The sequence below is a fragment of the Arthrobacter sp. StoSoilB19 genome, from assembly GCF_019977275.1.
Taxonomy (GTDB): Bacteria; Actinomycetota; Actinomycetes; order Actinomycetales; family Micrococcaceae; genus Arthrobacter.
In genome coordinates, this window is record NZ_AP024650.1 from 3,664,828 (window position 1) to 3,678,119 (window position 13,292).

Consider the following 13,292-nt stretch of genomic DNA (forward strand, 5'->3'; position numbering starts at 1 on the left):
GAAAGTCTGCCATGAACACCAAGAAGAAACTGGCCACTGCAGCCGCCGAAAAAGGCGCACGGCCCGCCCGCCCCGAGGACCAGCGCCTCCCGATCGGAAGCATGTTTGCCTACGGCTTCCAGCACGTCCTCACAATGTACGGCGGCATCATTGCCCCGCCCCTGATCATCGGCGCGGCCGCAGGCATGAACTCCCAGGACATTGGCCTGCTCATTGCGGCCTGCCTTTTCGTTGGCGGCCTGGCCACCATCCTGCAGACGGTCGGCGTCCCCTTCTTCGGTTCGCAGCTGCCGCTGGTCCAGGGCGTCTCCTTCGCAGGGGTCTCCACGATGGTGGCTATCGTCCACGGCGGCGGGGGCATCCAGGCCGTCTTCGGTTCGGTCATCGCGGCCTCCCTGATCGGCCTGCTGATCACCCCCCTGTTCTCGAAGATCATCCGGTTCTTCCCGCCGGTGGTCACCGGCACGGTGATCACCACCATCGGCCTGACGCTGATGCCGGTTGCCGCAAACTGGGCCATGGGCGGCAACAACAAGGCGCCCAACTACGGCAGCGTTGCGAACATCGGCCTGGCGGCAGCCACCATGGGCATCGTCCTGCTGCTGAGCAAGGTCGGCAGCGCCGCCATCTCCCGGCTGTCCATCCTGCTGGCGATGGTCCTGGGCACGCTGATTGCCGTCGCGTTCGGCATGGCCGACTTCTCCAAGGTGGGCCAGGGCGGGATCGTCGCCTTCCCCACCCCCTTCGCGTTCGGACCGCCCACGTTTGAACTCGCCGCCATCATCTCCATGCTGATCGTCATCCTGGTCACCCTCACCGAGACCTCCGCAGACATCATTGCCGTGGGCGAGATCGTTGGAACCAAGGTGGACTCCAAGCGGATCGGCAACGGCCTGCGGGCGGACATGCTGTCCAGCGCCGTCTCCCCGCTGTTCAACTCCTTCACCCAGAGCGCCTTCGCGCAGAACGTAGGCTTGGTGGCCATCACCGGCGTCAAGAGCCGGTTCGTGGTCAGCGCCGGCGGCGTGATCCTGGTGGTCCTTGGCCTGCTGCCGGTCCTTGGCCGGGTGGTGGCCGCGGTGCCCACCCCCGTCCTGGGCGGTGCCGGCGTCGTGCTCTTCGGCACAGTTGCGGCCAGCGGCATCCGGACATTGTCCAAGGTGGACTACAAGAACAACATGAACCTGATCGTGGTGGCCGCCTCCATCGGCTTCGGCATGATCCCCATCGCCGCCCCGGCCTTCTACGACCAGTTCCCGTCCTGGTTCGGCACCATCTTCCACTCCGGCATCAGCTCGGCCGCCGTGATGGCCATCCTGCTGAACCTGCTGTTCAACCATCTCCGGGCCGGAAATTCGGACAACCAGTCCGTTTTCGTGGCCGGCACGGAGCGGCTGGTGCGCTCGGAGGACCTCCGGTGCCTGGCCGAAGGCGACCGCTTCGAGAACGGCAAGCTCATCGACTGCGACGGTAAGGAAGTCCCCATCCAGTCAGCCGGCAAGGCAACAGAGCACTGACCTTCCACGCAAACGACGACGGCGGCCCGCTCCGGAAAGGAGGGGCCGCCGTCGCGCGTGGTTGGCACCGCCCGCGCAGGGCAGGTGCGTCAGGTGCGGTTGAGCTCGCGGGAGATGGCCTCGGCCGCTTCGCGGAGGACCGGCACGGCCTTGTCGGCGAAGTCCTCGTCCACCCGGGATACGGGACCGGATACGGAAATCGCCGTGGGGGTGGGCGCGTTGGGCACTGCCATGGCGAAGCAGCGGACACCCAGTTCCTGCTCTTCCTCGTCAATGGAGTATCCCCGCTCGCGGATGAGCTTAAGGTCCGCCAGGAGTTCGTCCACGTCTCCGATGCTCTTGGCGGTAGGGGTGGGCATCCCGGCCCTGGCCACGATGCCGCGGACCGTGTCGTCGTCGAGTTGGGCCAGGATGGCCTTGCCCACGCCGGTAGCATGGGTATGGGCGCGCCGGCCCACTTCGGTGAACATGCGCATGGAATGCAGCGACGGCACCTGGGCCACGTAGATCACCATGTCCGAGTCCAGCACAGCCATGTTGGAGGTCTCCCCCAGCCGGTCCACCAGGATCTTCAGCTGCGGCTGGGCCAGGGCACCCAGCTGTTTGTTGGCACCCTCCCCCAGCCTGATGAGCCGGGGACCAAGGGCGTAGCGCCGGTTGGGCAGCTGGCGGATGTAGCCCAGCGACACCAGCGTCCTCAGCAGGCGGTGGATGGTGGGCAGCGGCAGGTCCGTGGAGGACGACAGCTCGCTGAGCGTGACGTCGCCGCCGGCATCGGTGATGAGTTCCAGCAGTTCGAAAACGCGCTCCACCGACTGCACCCCACCAGAGGCTTTTTCTGCCATTCCGTTGTCTCCTACGGCTCGGAATCCGACAACTCTTATCCGCATCGTGAAAAGAGTTGCTTAGAACACCCAAGATACAGCACGCGGGTTTCCACGGCGACGTTGGCCTCCGGTCGCAATCGGAGGGGTTGTATTTCCATAAAGTAGATAATAATATCCATAATACGAAAACATTCGGATCCGAGCAGCAGCCGGCCCAAGGCCCAACAGGAGGACATTCAATGGCGAACCCCAGCCCCGGAAATTCGATCACCCTGCGCGTGGAAGCACCGTCAAGCTTCAGCGCCACCAGCGAACTCGCCGCAGCCGTGGGAGCCGCAGGCGCAGCAATCACCGCCCTGGACGTCAGCGAATCCCACCACGAGACCCTGGTGGTGGACGTCACCTGCAACACCACCGACGACGCCCACGCCGCCCGCGTCAAGGACGCCCTGGACGCGCTCGACGGCGTCACGGTCCAGCATGTCTCGGACCGCACGTTCCTGATGCACCTGGGCGGCAAGCTCGAGGTCGTCCCGAAGGTAGCCCTGCGCAACCGGGACGACCTCTCCCGCGCCTACACGCCCGGCGTCGCCCGCGTTTGCCTGGCCATTGCCGAGGATCCCGCGGCAGCCCGCAACCTGACGGTCAAGCGCAACACCATCGCCGTCCTCACCGACGGTTCGGCCGTCCTGGGCCTGGGCAACATCGGCCCCGCCGCAGCCCTCCCCGTAATGGAGGGAAAGGCTGCCCTGTTCAAGCAGTTCGCCAACGTGGACGCGTGGCCGGTCTGCCTGGACACCCAGGACACCGAAGAAATCATCATGATCGCCAAGGCCATGGCCCCCGTCTACGGCGGCATCAACCTTGAGGACATCGCCGCCCCTCGCTGCTTCGAGATCGAGAACCGGCTCCGCGAGGAGCTGGACATCCCCGTGTTCCACGATGACCAGCACGGCACCGCCATCGTCACGCTCGCAGCCCTGGTCAACGCCCTGCGCGTAGTGGACAAGAAGCTGGAGGACATCAAGATCGTGGTCTCCGGCGTCGGCGCCGCCGGCTCCGCCATCATCCAGCTCCTCAAAGCCCAGGGTGCGCGGCACATCATCGCCGCCGGCCGCTCCGGTGCCATCCACTCCGGCGAGACCTACGGGGATGAGCACCGCAGCTGGATCGCCGCGAACACCAACGGGGAAGGCTTTGCCGGTAGCCTGCACCAGGCCCTCGTGGGCGCGGACGTCTTCATCGGTGTCAGTGCACCGCACGTGATCGGCGAGGAGCAGGTGGCAGCCATGGCGGAGAACGCCATCGTGTTCGCCATGGCCAACCCCACGCCCGAGATCGATCCCGTCATCGCGTCCCGGCACGCCGCCGTGGTGGCCACCGGCCGCAGCGACTTCCCCAACCAGATCAACAACGTGCTGGCATTCCCCGGCTTCTTCCGCGGCCTGCTGGACGCCGGAGCCTCGGACATCACACCGGACATGCTGGTGGCCGCCGCGGAGGCCATTGCCAACCGCGTGGCTGACGATGAGCTGAATGCCAGCTACATTATCCCCAGCGTCTTCGATCCCCATGTGGCTGCCGACGTTGCCGCAGCGGTGGCCGCGGCCGCCCGGTCCGCACATGTTGCAACGGCTGAACCGGCCGATTCCGCCTTGGAACCAGCAGCAGCACTGGCTTCCGCCTGACCGCCCGACGTCCAGCCAAAGGAAAGGACCAGAAATGGCCATCACCGTCACAGACCCCCGGCCCATCGCACGCGCAGAGGAGATCCTCACGCCCAAGGCACTGGCCTTCGTGGAGGAACTTCACAACCGGTTCGCCGGCACGCGCAACGAGCTGCTGGCGGCCCGCGCCGTCAAGCGGCAGCGGGTGGCAGAAACCGGCAAGCTGGATTTCCTGCCGGAAACCAAGGACGTGCGCGACGGCGACTGGAAGGTTGCGCCCGCACCGGCAGCCCTGCAGGACCGCCGGGTTGAGATGACCGGGCCCGCCTCGCCGGCGAAGATGGCCATCAACGCCCTGAACTCCGGCGCCAAGGTGTGGCTGGCGGACCTCGAGGACGCCAGCACACCCACCTGGGCCAACGTCATCGACGCCATCCTGAACCTCCGGGACGCCGCCCAGGGCACCCTCAGCTACACCTCGGAGGAAGGCAAGGAGTACCGCCTCCGCACCGACGCGCCGCTCGCCGTGGTGGTGGCCCGCCCCCGCGGCTGGCACATGCAGGAGAAGCACCTGCTGGTCAACGGCGAGCCGGCCGTAGGTGCGCTGGTGGACTTCGGCCTGCACTTCTTCCACATCGCCAAGCAGCTGGTGCTCAACGGCCAGGGGCCGTACTACTACCTGCCCAAGATGGAGAGCCACCTTGAAGCCCGGCTGTGGAACGACGTGTTCGTCTTCGCGCAGGACTTCCTGGGACTGCACCAGGGCACCATCCGCGCCACCGTGCTGATCGAGACCATCCCGGCCGCCTTCGAGATGGACGAGATCCTGTACGAACTGCGGGACCACGCCTCCGGCCTGAACGCCGGCCGCTGGGACTACCTGTTCAGCATCATCAAGTACTTCCGGGACGCCGGCGAGGAATTCGTCCTCCCGGACCGCGCGTCCGTGGTAATGACCGCGCCCTTCATGCGTGCCTACACCGAACTCCTGGTCAAGACCTGCCACAAGCGCGGCGCCTTCGCCATGGGCGGCATGGCCGCGGTGATCCCCAACCGGCGCCACCCGGAAGTCACCGAGGCTGCCTTCGAAAAGGTGCGGGCGGACAAGACCCGCGAGGCAAACGACGGCTTCGACGGCTCCTGGGTTGCCCACCCGGACCTGGTCCCCACCTGCCGCGAAGTCTTCGACTCGGTGCTGGGTGACAAGCCCAACCAGGTGGACAAGCAGCGCCCGGACGTCTCGGTCACGGCGGAACAGCTGCTGGACGTTTCCTCCGCCGACGGCCAGGTCACCGAGGCCGGCCTGCGCCTGAACCTCTACGTGGCTGTCGCCTACACGGCCGTCTGGCTGTCCGGAAACGGTGCCGTGGCCATCCACAACCTGATGGAGGACGCCGCCACCGCGGAAATCTCCCGCTCACAGGTATGGCAGCAGATCCGCAACAAGTCCGTCCTGGCCGACACCGGCAACACCGTGACCAGGGAACTGGTGGAGCGGATCCTCGCCGAGGAGACGGAACGGCTCCGCACGGAGTTCGGCGATGAAGCGTTCCGCCGCTACTACCAGCCGGCCAGCGAACTGATCGCGGACATCTGCCTCTCCGACGAGTACACGGACTTCCTCACCACGCCGGCCTACGAACTGGTGGGCTGAGGCATGGCCGCAGCATCCAGGCCCTCGCTGTCCGCAGGGGACCTCGCGCACATCGACGGGCAGCTGGCCGCCACCGACCGGCTGCTGGAGCGCAACTACCCGGGCGACGACGGCTCCCGCCAGCCCGTGCATACGGCCTACGTGCCCGCGGACCGGTTCACGCCGTCGTTCGCTGCCGACTGGGGCGCCCAGGCGCTGGCTGTGGCCAACGCCCACGGCGGCCTGGAAGCACTGGGCCGGCTCCTGGGCCAGGAAGGCAGCCTCGCCGAAGCAGTCGCCGGGCGCGTGGAAGCGAAGCTCACCAGCGAACCTATCGAGGACCTGCGCCTCGATTTTGAGGACGGCTTCGGGGACCGGGGCGACGACGCCGAGGACGCCGCCGCGGTTGCCGCGGCGTCCGCGGTGGCCGCCGCCGTCTCGGCCGGGTCCGCTCCCCCGTTCATCGGCATCCGCTTCAAGTGCTTCGAGGCGGCCACCCGTGCGCGGGGGCTGCGCACCCTGGACTTGTTTGTCTCCGGCCTCGCCGCCGCCGGCGAACTGCCGGAGGGCCTGGTCCTGACCCTGCCCAAGGTCACCACCGTGGCCCAGGTCCAGGCAATGGACTACGCGGTGTCGCGGCTGGAGGAAGTCCACTCGCTGCCCGCCGGACGGCTCCGCTTCGAGGTCCAGGTGGAGACGCCACAGCTGATCCTCGGCCCCGACGGCACCTCCCCGGTGGCGCAGCTGCCGCATGCCGTGCCGGGCCGGATCAGCGGGCTGCACTACGGCACCTACGACTACTCGGCGTCGCTGCAGATCTCTGCCGAGTACCAGTCCATGGAGCACCCGGTGGCCGACTTCGCCAAGGAGGTCATGCAGCTGGCCGTCGCCGGCACCGGCATCAGGCTCTCCGACGGGTCCACCAACATCATCCCGGTGGGCGACAACGTGGAGAACGCCTGGCAGCTGCACGGGCGCCTGGTCCGCCGGTCGCTGGAACGCGGCTACTACCAGGGCTGGGACCTGCATCCGGCCCAGCTTCCCAGCCGGTTTGCCGCCACCTATGCGTTCTACCGCGAGGGCCTGCCGGCCGCCGCCGCCCGCCTGCGGAACTATGTGGAGCGGACCGAAGGCGGCGTCATGGACGAGCCCGCCACCGCACGGGCCCTGGCCGCCTTCGTGCTCCGCGGCGTCCAGTGCGGCGCAGTCGGTGCGGATGAAGTCCAGGCGCTTGCCGGCGTCGGGATTCCGCAGCTCACCGCGCTGGCGCACCCGCGGCTCGCCACCACGTCAAACTCCTAAGAAAAGGACCTTCGTTCATGGGCAAGTACTACTACCCGCAAGGCGGCCTGCCGCCGCAGACCCACCTCACCACCGAGCGCGCCATCGTCACCGAGGCTTACACGGTCATCCCCAAGGGCGTGCTGACGGACATCGTCACGTCCAACCTGCCCGGCTTCTCGAAGACCCGCTCCTGGATCATTGCCCGCCCCATCTCCGGTTTCGCCACCACGTTCTCGCAGCTGATCGTGGAAATCGCTCCCGGCGGCGGGGCGCCGAAGGCGGAGTTCGAGGAAGGCGTTGAGGGCGTCGTCTTCGTCACCAAGGGCACGGTCAACCTGACCCTCGACGGCGAGCTGCACCAGCTGGAGGAGGGCGGCTACGCCTACCTGGCCGCCGGCGCGCAGTGGGGGCTGGAGAACATCTCCGACGACATCGTGTCCTTCCACTGGATCCGCAAGGCCTACGAGCGCCTGGAAGGCTATGAGGCCAAGTCCTTCGTCACCAACGAAAAGGACGTGGCGCCCACGTCCATGCCGGACACCAACGACGTCTGGAAGACCACCCGCTTCACGGACTCCAGCGACCTCGCCCATGACATGCAGGTCAACATCGTGACCTTCCAGCCGGGCGGCGTGATCCCGTTCCCGGAAACCCATGTCATGGAGCACGGCCTGTACGTCCTGGAGGGCAAGGCCATGTACCTGCTGAACAACGACTGGGTGGAGGTGGAGGCCGGCGACTTCATGTGGCTGCGTGCCTTCTGCCCGCAGGCCTGCTACGCCGGCGGCCCGGGTGAGTTCCGCTACCTGCTCTACAAGGACATGAACCGCCAGGTGAAGCTCACCTAGGAGTTTTCCGGCCCGTCCGGACAGGAGCAGGGGCGGTTACGGATTTCCGTAACCGCCACTGCTTGTGTGTACAGACACCCGGGCATCAGGCGCCGGGGTTGAGGACCACCTTGATGCAGCCGTCTTCCTTCTTCTGGAACTTTTCGTACAGGGCGGGCGCACCCTCCAGGCCGGAGCGGTGGGTGACCAGGTCCATGACGCCAAGCGGATCGGCGTCGTCCTCCACCAGCGGGATGAGCTGGTCCGTCCAGTTACGGACATTGCACTGGCCCATGCGCAGCTGGAGCTGCTTGTCGAACATGGTCATCAGTGGCATGGGGCTGGCTTCGCCGCCGTAGACGCCGCTCAGCGACAGGGTGCCGCCGCGGCGGACCGCGTCGATTGCGGTATGCAGCACGGCCAGCTTGTCCACGCCGGCAGTCTCCATCGCTTTCTGTGCGAGCTTGTCCGGCAGGAGGCCAAGGGCCTGGTGGGCGAAGCCGGCCACCGGGGAACCGTGCGCCTCCATACCGACGGCGTCCACGATGCCGTTCGGGCCCCTGCCGTCTGTTATCTCCCGCAGTTCGTCGGCGACGCCTTTGCTGTAGTCAAGGGTTTCCACGCCGTGGCGGGCGGCCATTTCACGCCGCTCCGGGACCGGGTCCACACCAATGACCTGGTAACCGCGGTGGATCCCGATCCGGGTGGCGAACTGGCCTACGGGCCCCAGCCCGAAAACCGTCAAGGTGCCACCGGGCTGGACATTGGCGTACTCCACGCCCTGCCACGCCGTGGGCAGGACATCGGAAAGGAACAGGTAGCGTTCATCCGGTAGCTCGCTGCCCACCTTGATGGGGCCATAGTCCGCGTGCGGGACGCGAAGGAATTCCGCCTGCCCGCCGGGTACGGATCCATACAGCTCGGAGAAACCGAACAGTGCCGCGCCGGAACCCTTCTCCTTCACCTGTGTGGTTTCGCACTGCGACTGCAGGCCCTGGCTGCACATGAAGCAGGAACCGCAGGAGATGTTGAAGGGAATCACCACGCGGTCGCCCTTGCGGAGGTTGGTGGCGCCGCTGCCCACTTCTTCCACGATGCCCATCGGCTCGTGGCCGATGACGTCGCCCTTGTGCATGTATGGCCCCAGGACTTCGTAGAGGTGCAGGTCCGAGCCGCAGATGGCTGTGGAGGTGATCCGTACGATCGCATCCGTCGGTTCCTGGATGACGGGATCGGGTACTTCTTCAACGCTTACCGACCGTTTTCCTTGCCACGTCAGTGCTTTCACAGTCTCCCTTTCACTCTGTCCTGCCGCCGGGCTCTCTCCGGGGGCGTGCGGAGGGCGCCTGCAGGCACCCTTTCTTCGACGCTATCTGTTTTAGGGAAAAAAAGTAAGCATGCTGATGAAAACCTTGTGACCGCCGTCGACTGCTCCTAGCGTAGGAAGGGCAGGCAAAAGACAACGGGAAAGAGGAATGCCATGTCGCTGTACCAGCCGGAACCAGTCGAGATCTCCACCCGCATGCGTCCGGGTGAATGGACGGAAGAAAGCCTGGCTGAGCTGGTCAGCACCTACCGCGCGCGGATCGCGGAAATGGGCGCGTCCGCAGCAGAGGTGGCCACTGACATCGAGCGGAATGACGACGGCTCGGTGAAGGTGGTGGTGTCGTGGACGAAGCCCGCCGTCGCCGGCAACGAGGATTCGGTGCCCGGCGGCCAGCCGTTATGACCGCCGCCAGGCGTGGGTGCCGTCAAGCAGGCGTGGGTGCCGTCAAGCGGGGTGCTGTCAGGCGTTCGGCTGGAGCGCGAGCAGCCGGCCAATGGCACTTGAGCCCAGGTTTTCCAGCAGGTCGCGCGGTCCCTGGTAGACCTCCACCGCGCCGGCGTCACGCAGCTGGCCGGCCTGGATTCCACCGCAGGTCACGCCGATGGAAGGGATCCCCAGCGCCGCCGCCGCCTTCATGTCCCATACCGCGTCCCCGACGTAGACAACGTTTGCGGCATCGAGGCCGGTGGCCGCCAGGGCCGCCTCCAGGATGTCCGGCGCAGGCTTGCTTTCCTCCGCATCATTCGCGCTGGTGGCGGCATCGATGAAGGGGTCGGCGTCGAGGACGGACCGCATCACCTCGAGGTCGCGGTCCCTCGCCGCGGATGCCAGGGCCACAGCCAGCCCGCCTGCATGGCACCGGCCTAACAGTTCCTTGGCCCCGTCGAGGGCGCGGAGGGAGGGCCAGTGCGAGGCATACAGCGCGCCGTGGCTGGCCATGATGTCCTCATCCTCGCCGCGGTCGCGGCCGGACGGCAGGAGATTGTCCACCAGCCGGGCGCCGCCCATGCCAACGAGTTGGTGAATGGAGGCCATGGGCACGTCGTGGCCGTACTGGCGGAACGCCCCCCACCAGGCGACGGTGTGGATGTAGGACGAGTCGATCAGCGTCCCGTCAACGTCAAAGAGGACCCCCCGGCGCGGGCCGCCGGGGGGTGGAGTGGAACCCGGCATCAGCTCACCGCTGCCCGTCGTGCCTCCGGCGCTTTCTTCCGCCGGGCCGCCTCCTCCTTGGGGGAGTTGACGGGCCGCACGCGGTCGCGGATGACCGATCCGGCCCCGTCCAGGCTCTTGTCCCGGATCAGGCCGGTGCCGGCAATTTCCCGGGCCATCGCGACGCCCGCCACAGCAGCCCTCTTGGTGGGAAAGGTTACCGAGATGGCCATCAGGTTCCCGCTTCCGTCCATCATCCTGATCCGGTACCCGCCGTCGGGGGCATCAACGAGCTCAAAATATCCGGCCATAACTATCACTCCTCCATCAATCACGGCGCTGTGCTTGGGAGCACTCCATGAGGTATTAGTAAGTATACTTATCTATCCTGCGAAGGAGAAGTTCCAGCCCCGGTCCGCGCCGCCTCAGCGCGAATCCACCCCTTCAGGCGGAATGGGGCTGTCACTGCGCCGAACCGTATCCTGATGCAGCTCCAGGGCGCTAGTCACAAGGGCAAAATGGCTGAACGCCTGCGGCGTGTTGCCCAGCTGACGCTTGGCTTTCACCGCCCATTCCTCGCTTAGCAGCCCGACGTCGTTGCGCAGTTCCAGCAGCCGCTCAAAGAGTTCGCGGGATTCCTCATGGCGGCCCGCCCCCAGAAGCGCCTCCACCAGCCAGAACGAGCACGCCAGGAAGACGCCCTCGTCGCCCGGCAGGCCGTCGTCGCTCTGCTCCGGCCGGTACCGCAGCACAAACCCGTCCTGGGTCAGCTCCCGCTGGATTGCTTCGATGGTTCCCACCACCTTGGGATCATCGGGCGGCAGGAACCCCACCCTGGGAATCAACAGCAGGCTGGCGTCCAGCTCCGGACGGCCGTAGGACTGGACAAACGTATTGCGCTCCGCGTCGAAGCCGTTGGCCATGATGTCCTTGCGGATCTGGTCCCGCAGCAGCTCCCAGCGCTCCACGGGGCCCGGCAGGCCGGACTCGCGCACACCCTTCACCATCCGGTCCGCAGCCACCCACGCCATGACCTTGGAGTGGGTGAAGTGCCGGCGCGGCCCTCGCATCTCCCAGAGCCCGTTGTCCGGCTGGTCCCAGATGGTTTCAAGGTGCTCCATCAGCGCAATCTGCACGTCCCAGGCCTCGTCCGTATGCGTCAGCAGCGAGTTCCGGGTCAGCGCCAGGCAGTCAAGGACCTCACCCCATACATCCAGCTGGAACTGCTCAGCCGCCGCATTCCCGATCCGCACCGGTACCGAGTTCTCGTAACCCTTCAGCCACGGCAACTCCATTTCCGGCAGCCGCCGCTCGCCATGGATCCCGTACATGATCTGCAGGTCGGCGGGGTCGCCGGCCACGGCCCGGAGCAGCCAGTCCCGCCAGGCAGCGGCCTCCGCGGTGTAGCCGGCCGCCAGCAGCGCCTGCAGCGTCATGGCGGCATCCCGCAGCCAGCAGTAGCGGTAGTCCCAGTTACGCTGGCCGCCCGGCTGCTCCGGCAGCGACGTTGTGACGGCCGCGACGATCCCGCCGGTTGGGCCATACGTCAGCGCCTTGAGCGTTATCAGGGAACGGACCACGGCCTCCCGGTACTTGCCCTTGACGGTGCATTGCGAGGACCAGCCCCGCCAGAATGCAAAGGTGCTGTCAAGGACTACTTCCGCGTCCACGGATACCGGGCGTCCCACATGGCTGGGCGCCCAGGTCAGCACGAAAGGTACCTTTTCGCCTGCATTCACGGTGAAGTCGCTGACAGTGTGCATGTTCTCGCCATGCAGGGGTGCCGGAGTGACCAAGTAGACGGCATCCGGACCGGCGATCGCGTGCAGCCCGCGCTTGTCCTTGCGCACCCACGGAATGATGTGCCCGTAGTCGAACCTCAGGACCAGTTCGCCGTGCATCCTGACGCTGCCACTGATGCCTTCCACAATCCGGACTATGTCAGCGACGGAATCACGCGGCGGCATGAAATCGGTGATGCGCACGGTTCCGTCCGGCGTCTCCCACTCCGTATCCAGGATGAGGGTGCCCTCGCGGTAGCTCCGGCGGGTGCATTCACCCCCTCTTTCCGGAGCCAGCAGCCAGCGCCCCGAGTCCGGCGTGTCCAACAGCGAATTGAAGCAGGCAGGGGAATCGAACCTCGGGAGGCAGAGCCAGTCGATCGAGCCTTCCCTGCTGACCAGGGCTCCGGTTTGAAGGTCGCCAACAACCGCATAATCTTCGATTCGCGCCATGACATTACCCTGCCACACCCGGGCCCGAACGGAAGTGGAAGCCCGGTGTAGCCTGAGGCAAATGGGAATCCACATCGGCACCTCCGGCTGGAGCTACGACCACTGGGAGAACGTCCTGTACCCGCCCGGGCTGCCCGTGCGGGACCGGTTCCAGTGCTACGTCGCCGAATTCAGCACGGTGGAACTGAACGCCAGCTTCTACCGCTGGCCCAGGGATACCACCTTCGCCGGATGGAACAGACGCCTGCCGCCCGGGTTCGCCATGTCCGTCAAAGCTCCCAGGGGACTCACGCACGCGCGGAAACTGTATTCACCGGAAGTCTGGGTGGAGCGGATTGCCCGCTGCTGGCACGAACTGGGGGACAAACGTGCCGTGCTCCTGGTCCAGCTGCCGCCCCAATTGGAGCGCGACGACGCCAGGATGGACTACTTCCTCGCTGCGGTTCCGCCGTGGATCAGGGTTGCCGTGGAGTTCAGGCACCCGAGCTGGGACTGCCCTGACGTGTTTGCCCTGCTGGAGCGGCACCAGGCCGCCTACTGCATCATGAGCGGCGCCAACCTGCCCTGCATCCTGCGGACCACCGCGCCCTTCGCATATGTCCGGCTGCACGGACCCGACCACCAGCACCTCTACGGCGGCTCCTACTCGGACGCCGACCTCCACTGGTGGGCCGACCGGATCCGTGAGTGGGACGGCGCGGGCATCGATGTCTACGCGTACTTCAACAACGACGGCGGCGGGAACGCCGTGTGGAATGCCCGGACCCTGCGCGCGATCCTCGGCAACGGCTGATGCCCGCTGCCGCCCTGTGGCAGAGTGGTGG

Annotated in this window: 12 protein-coding genes; 7 read left to right on the forward strand and 5 right to left on the reverse strand. The window is 66.5% G+C overall.

Features of this window, described 5'->3' with window-relative positions:
- The first annotated feature begins 11 nt into the window (after window positions 1–11).
- Complete coding sequence (locus LDO86_RS16920; protein WP_018769697.1) at window positions 12–1,517, forward strand: nucleobase:cation symporter-2 family protein; 1,506 nt, start codon at window positions 12–14, stop codon at window positions 1,515–1,517.
- Window positions 1,518–1,606: 89 nt separating this feature from the next.
- On the opposite strand, the gene LDO86_RS16925 is transcribed toward LDO86_RS16920, so the two are convergent.
- Entirely contained in the window at window positions 1,607–2,362 is a 756-nt protein-coding gene (locus LDO86_RS16925; protein WP_018769696.1) for an IclR family transcriptional regulator, read from the reverse strand.
- Between the two features lie 221 nt (window positions 2,363–2,583).
- Here LDO86_RS16925 and LDO86_RS16930 point away from each other — a divergent pair, with 221 nt between their 5' ends.
- Genes LDO86_RS16930 through LDO86_RS16945 form a run of 4 tightly spaced genes read left to right on the forward strand, consistent with a single transcriptional unit; the run spans window position 2,584 to window position 7,776 of the window.
- Entirely contained in the window at window positions 2,584–4,032 is a 1,449-nt protein-coding gene (locus LDO86_RS16930; protein WP_018769695.1) for an NAD-dependent malic enzyme, read from the forward strand.
- A gap of 34 nt (window positions 4,033–4,066) precedes the next feature.
- On the forward strand, window positions 4,067–5,665 hold the full coding sequence (aceB, locus tag LDO86_RS16935; RefSeq protein ID WP_224084119.1) for a malate synthase A: 1,599 nt from the start codon (window positions 4,067–4,069) through the stop codon (window positions 5,663–5,665).
- Between the two features lie 3 nt (window positions 5,666–5,668).
- The gene (locus LDO86_RS16940; protein ID WP_018770566.1) at window positions 5,669–6,946 is read left to right on the forward strand and encodes an aldolase; all 1,278 of its coding nucleotides are present in this window, start codon (window positions 5,669–5,671) and stop codon (window positions 6,944–6,946) included.
- Between the two features lie 17 nt (window positions 6,947–6,963).
- Window positions 6,964–7,776: a bifunctional allantoicase/(S)-ureidoglycine aminohydrolase gene (locus tag LDO86_RS16945; protein WP_018770567.1), complete on the forward strand. Its 813-nt coding sequence runs from the start codon at window positions 6,964–6,966 to the stop codon at window positions 7,774–7,776.
- A gap of 85 nt (window positions 7,777–7,861) precedes the next feature.
- Here LDO86_RS16945 and LDO86_RS16950 read toward each other — a convergent pair whose 3' ends face one another.
- Window positions 7,862–9,043, reverse strand: coding sequence for a zinc-dependent alcohol dehydrogenase (locus LDO86_RS16950; protein ID WP_018770568.1), 1,182 nt, complete (start codon window positions 9,041–9,043; stop codon window positions 7,862–7,864).
- Between the two features lie 192 nt (window positions 9,044–9,235).
- Here LDO86_RS16950 and LDO86_RS16955 point away from each other — a divergent pair, with 192 nt between their 5' ends.
- On the forward strand, window positions 9,236–9,484 hold the full coding sequence (locus LDO86_RS16955) for a hypothetical protein (protein ID WP_018770569.1): 249 nt from the start codon (window positions 9,236–9,238) through the stop codon (window positions 9,482–9,484).
- A gap of 57 nt (window positions 9,485–9,541) precedes the next feature.
- Here LDO86_RS16955 and LDO86_RS16960 read toward each other — a convergent pair whose 3' ends face one another.
- The 3 genes from LDO86_RS16960 to LDO86_RS16970 form a co-directional block, all read right to left on the reverse strand.
- The gene (locus LDO86_RS16960; RefSeq protein ID WP_018770570.1) at window positions 9,542–10,255 is read right to left on the reverse strand and encodes an HAD family hydrolase; all 714 of its coding nucleotides are present in this window, start codon (window positions 10,253–10,255) and stop codon (window positions 9,542–9,544) included.
- Window positions 10,255–10,545: a hypothetical protein gene (locus LDO86_RS16965; RefSeq protein WP_018770571.1), complete on the reverse strand. Its 291-nt coding sequence runs from the start codon at window positions 10,543–10,545 to the stop codon at window positions 10,255–10,257. The genes LDO86_RS16960 and LDO86_RS16965 overlap by 1 nt, the downstream gene beginning before the upstream one ends.
- 114 nt (window positions 10,546–10,659) lie before the next feature.
- Entirely contained in the window at window positions 10,660–12,468 is a 1,809-nt protein-coding gene (locus tag LDO86_RS16970) for a glycoside hydrolase family 15 protein (RefSeq protein ID WP_018770572.1), read from the reverse strand.
- Window positions 12,469–12,529: 61 nt separating this feature from the next.
- On the opposite strand from LDO86_RS16970, the gene LDO86_RS16975 reads away from it, so the two are divergent.
- A complete protein-coding gene (locus LDO86_RS16975; protein ID WP_224084120.1) occupies window positions 12,530–13,261 on the forward strand; it encodes a DUF72 domain-containing protein in 732 nt (243 codons plus the stop codon).
- Window positions 13,262–13,292 lie beyond the last annotated feature (31 nt).

Coding starts and splice junctions, on each gene's coding strand:
- LDO86_RS16920 (WP_018769697.1), top strand. CDS start 12: ATGAACACCAAGAAGAAACTGGCCACTGCAGCCGCCGAAAAAGGCGCA.
- LDO86_RS16970 (WP_018770572.1), bottom strand. CDS start 12,468: ATGGCGCGAATCGAAGATTATGCGGTTGTTGGCGACCTTCAAACCGGA.
- LDO86_RS16955 (WP_018770569.1), top strand. CDS start 9,236: ATGTCGCTGTACCAGCCGGAACCAGTCGAGATCTCCACCCGCATGCGT.
- LDO86_RS16965 (WP_018770571.1), bottom strand. CDS start 10,545: ATGGCCGGATATTTTGAGCTCGTTGATGCCCCCGACGGCGGGTACCGG.
- aceB (WP_224084119.1), top strand. CDS start 4,067: ATGGCCATCACCGTCACAGACCCCCGGCCCATCGCACGCGCAGAGGAG.
- LDO86_RS16945 (WP_018770567.1), top strand. CDS start 6,964: ATGGGCAAGTACTACTACCCGCAAGGCGGCCTGCCGCCGCAGACCCAC.
- LDO86_RS16925 (WP_018769696.1), bottom strand. CDS start 2,362: ATGGCAGAAAAAGCCTCTGGTGGGGTGCAGTCGGTGGAGCGCGTTTTC.
- LDO86_RS16975 (WP_224084120.1), top strand. CDS start 12,530: ATGGGAATCCACATCGGCACCTCCGGCTGGAGCTACGACCACTGGGAG.
- LDO86_RS16960 (WP_018770570.1), bottom strand. CDS start 10,255: ATGCCGGGTTCCACTCCACCCCCCGGCGGCCCGCGCCGGGGGGTCCTC.
- LDO86_RS16930 (WP_018769695.1), top strand. CDS start 2,584: ATGGCGAACCCCAGCCCCGGAAATTCGATCACCCTGCGCGTGGAAGCA.
- LDO86_RS16940 (WP_018770566.1), top strand. CDS start 5,669: ATGGCCGCAGCATCCAGGCCCTCGCTGTCCGCAGGGGACCTCGCGCAC.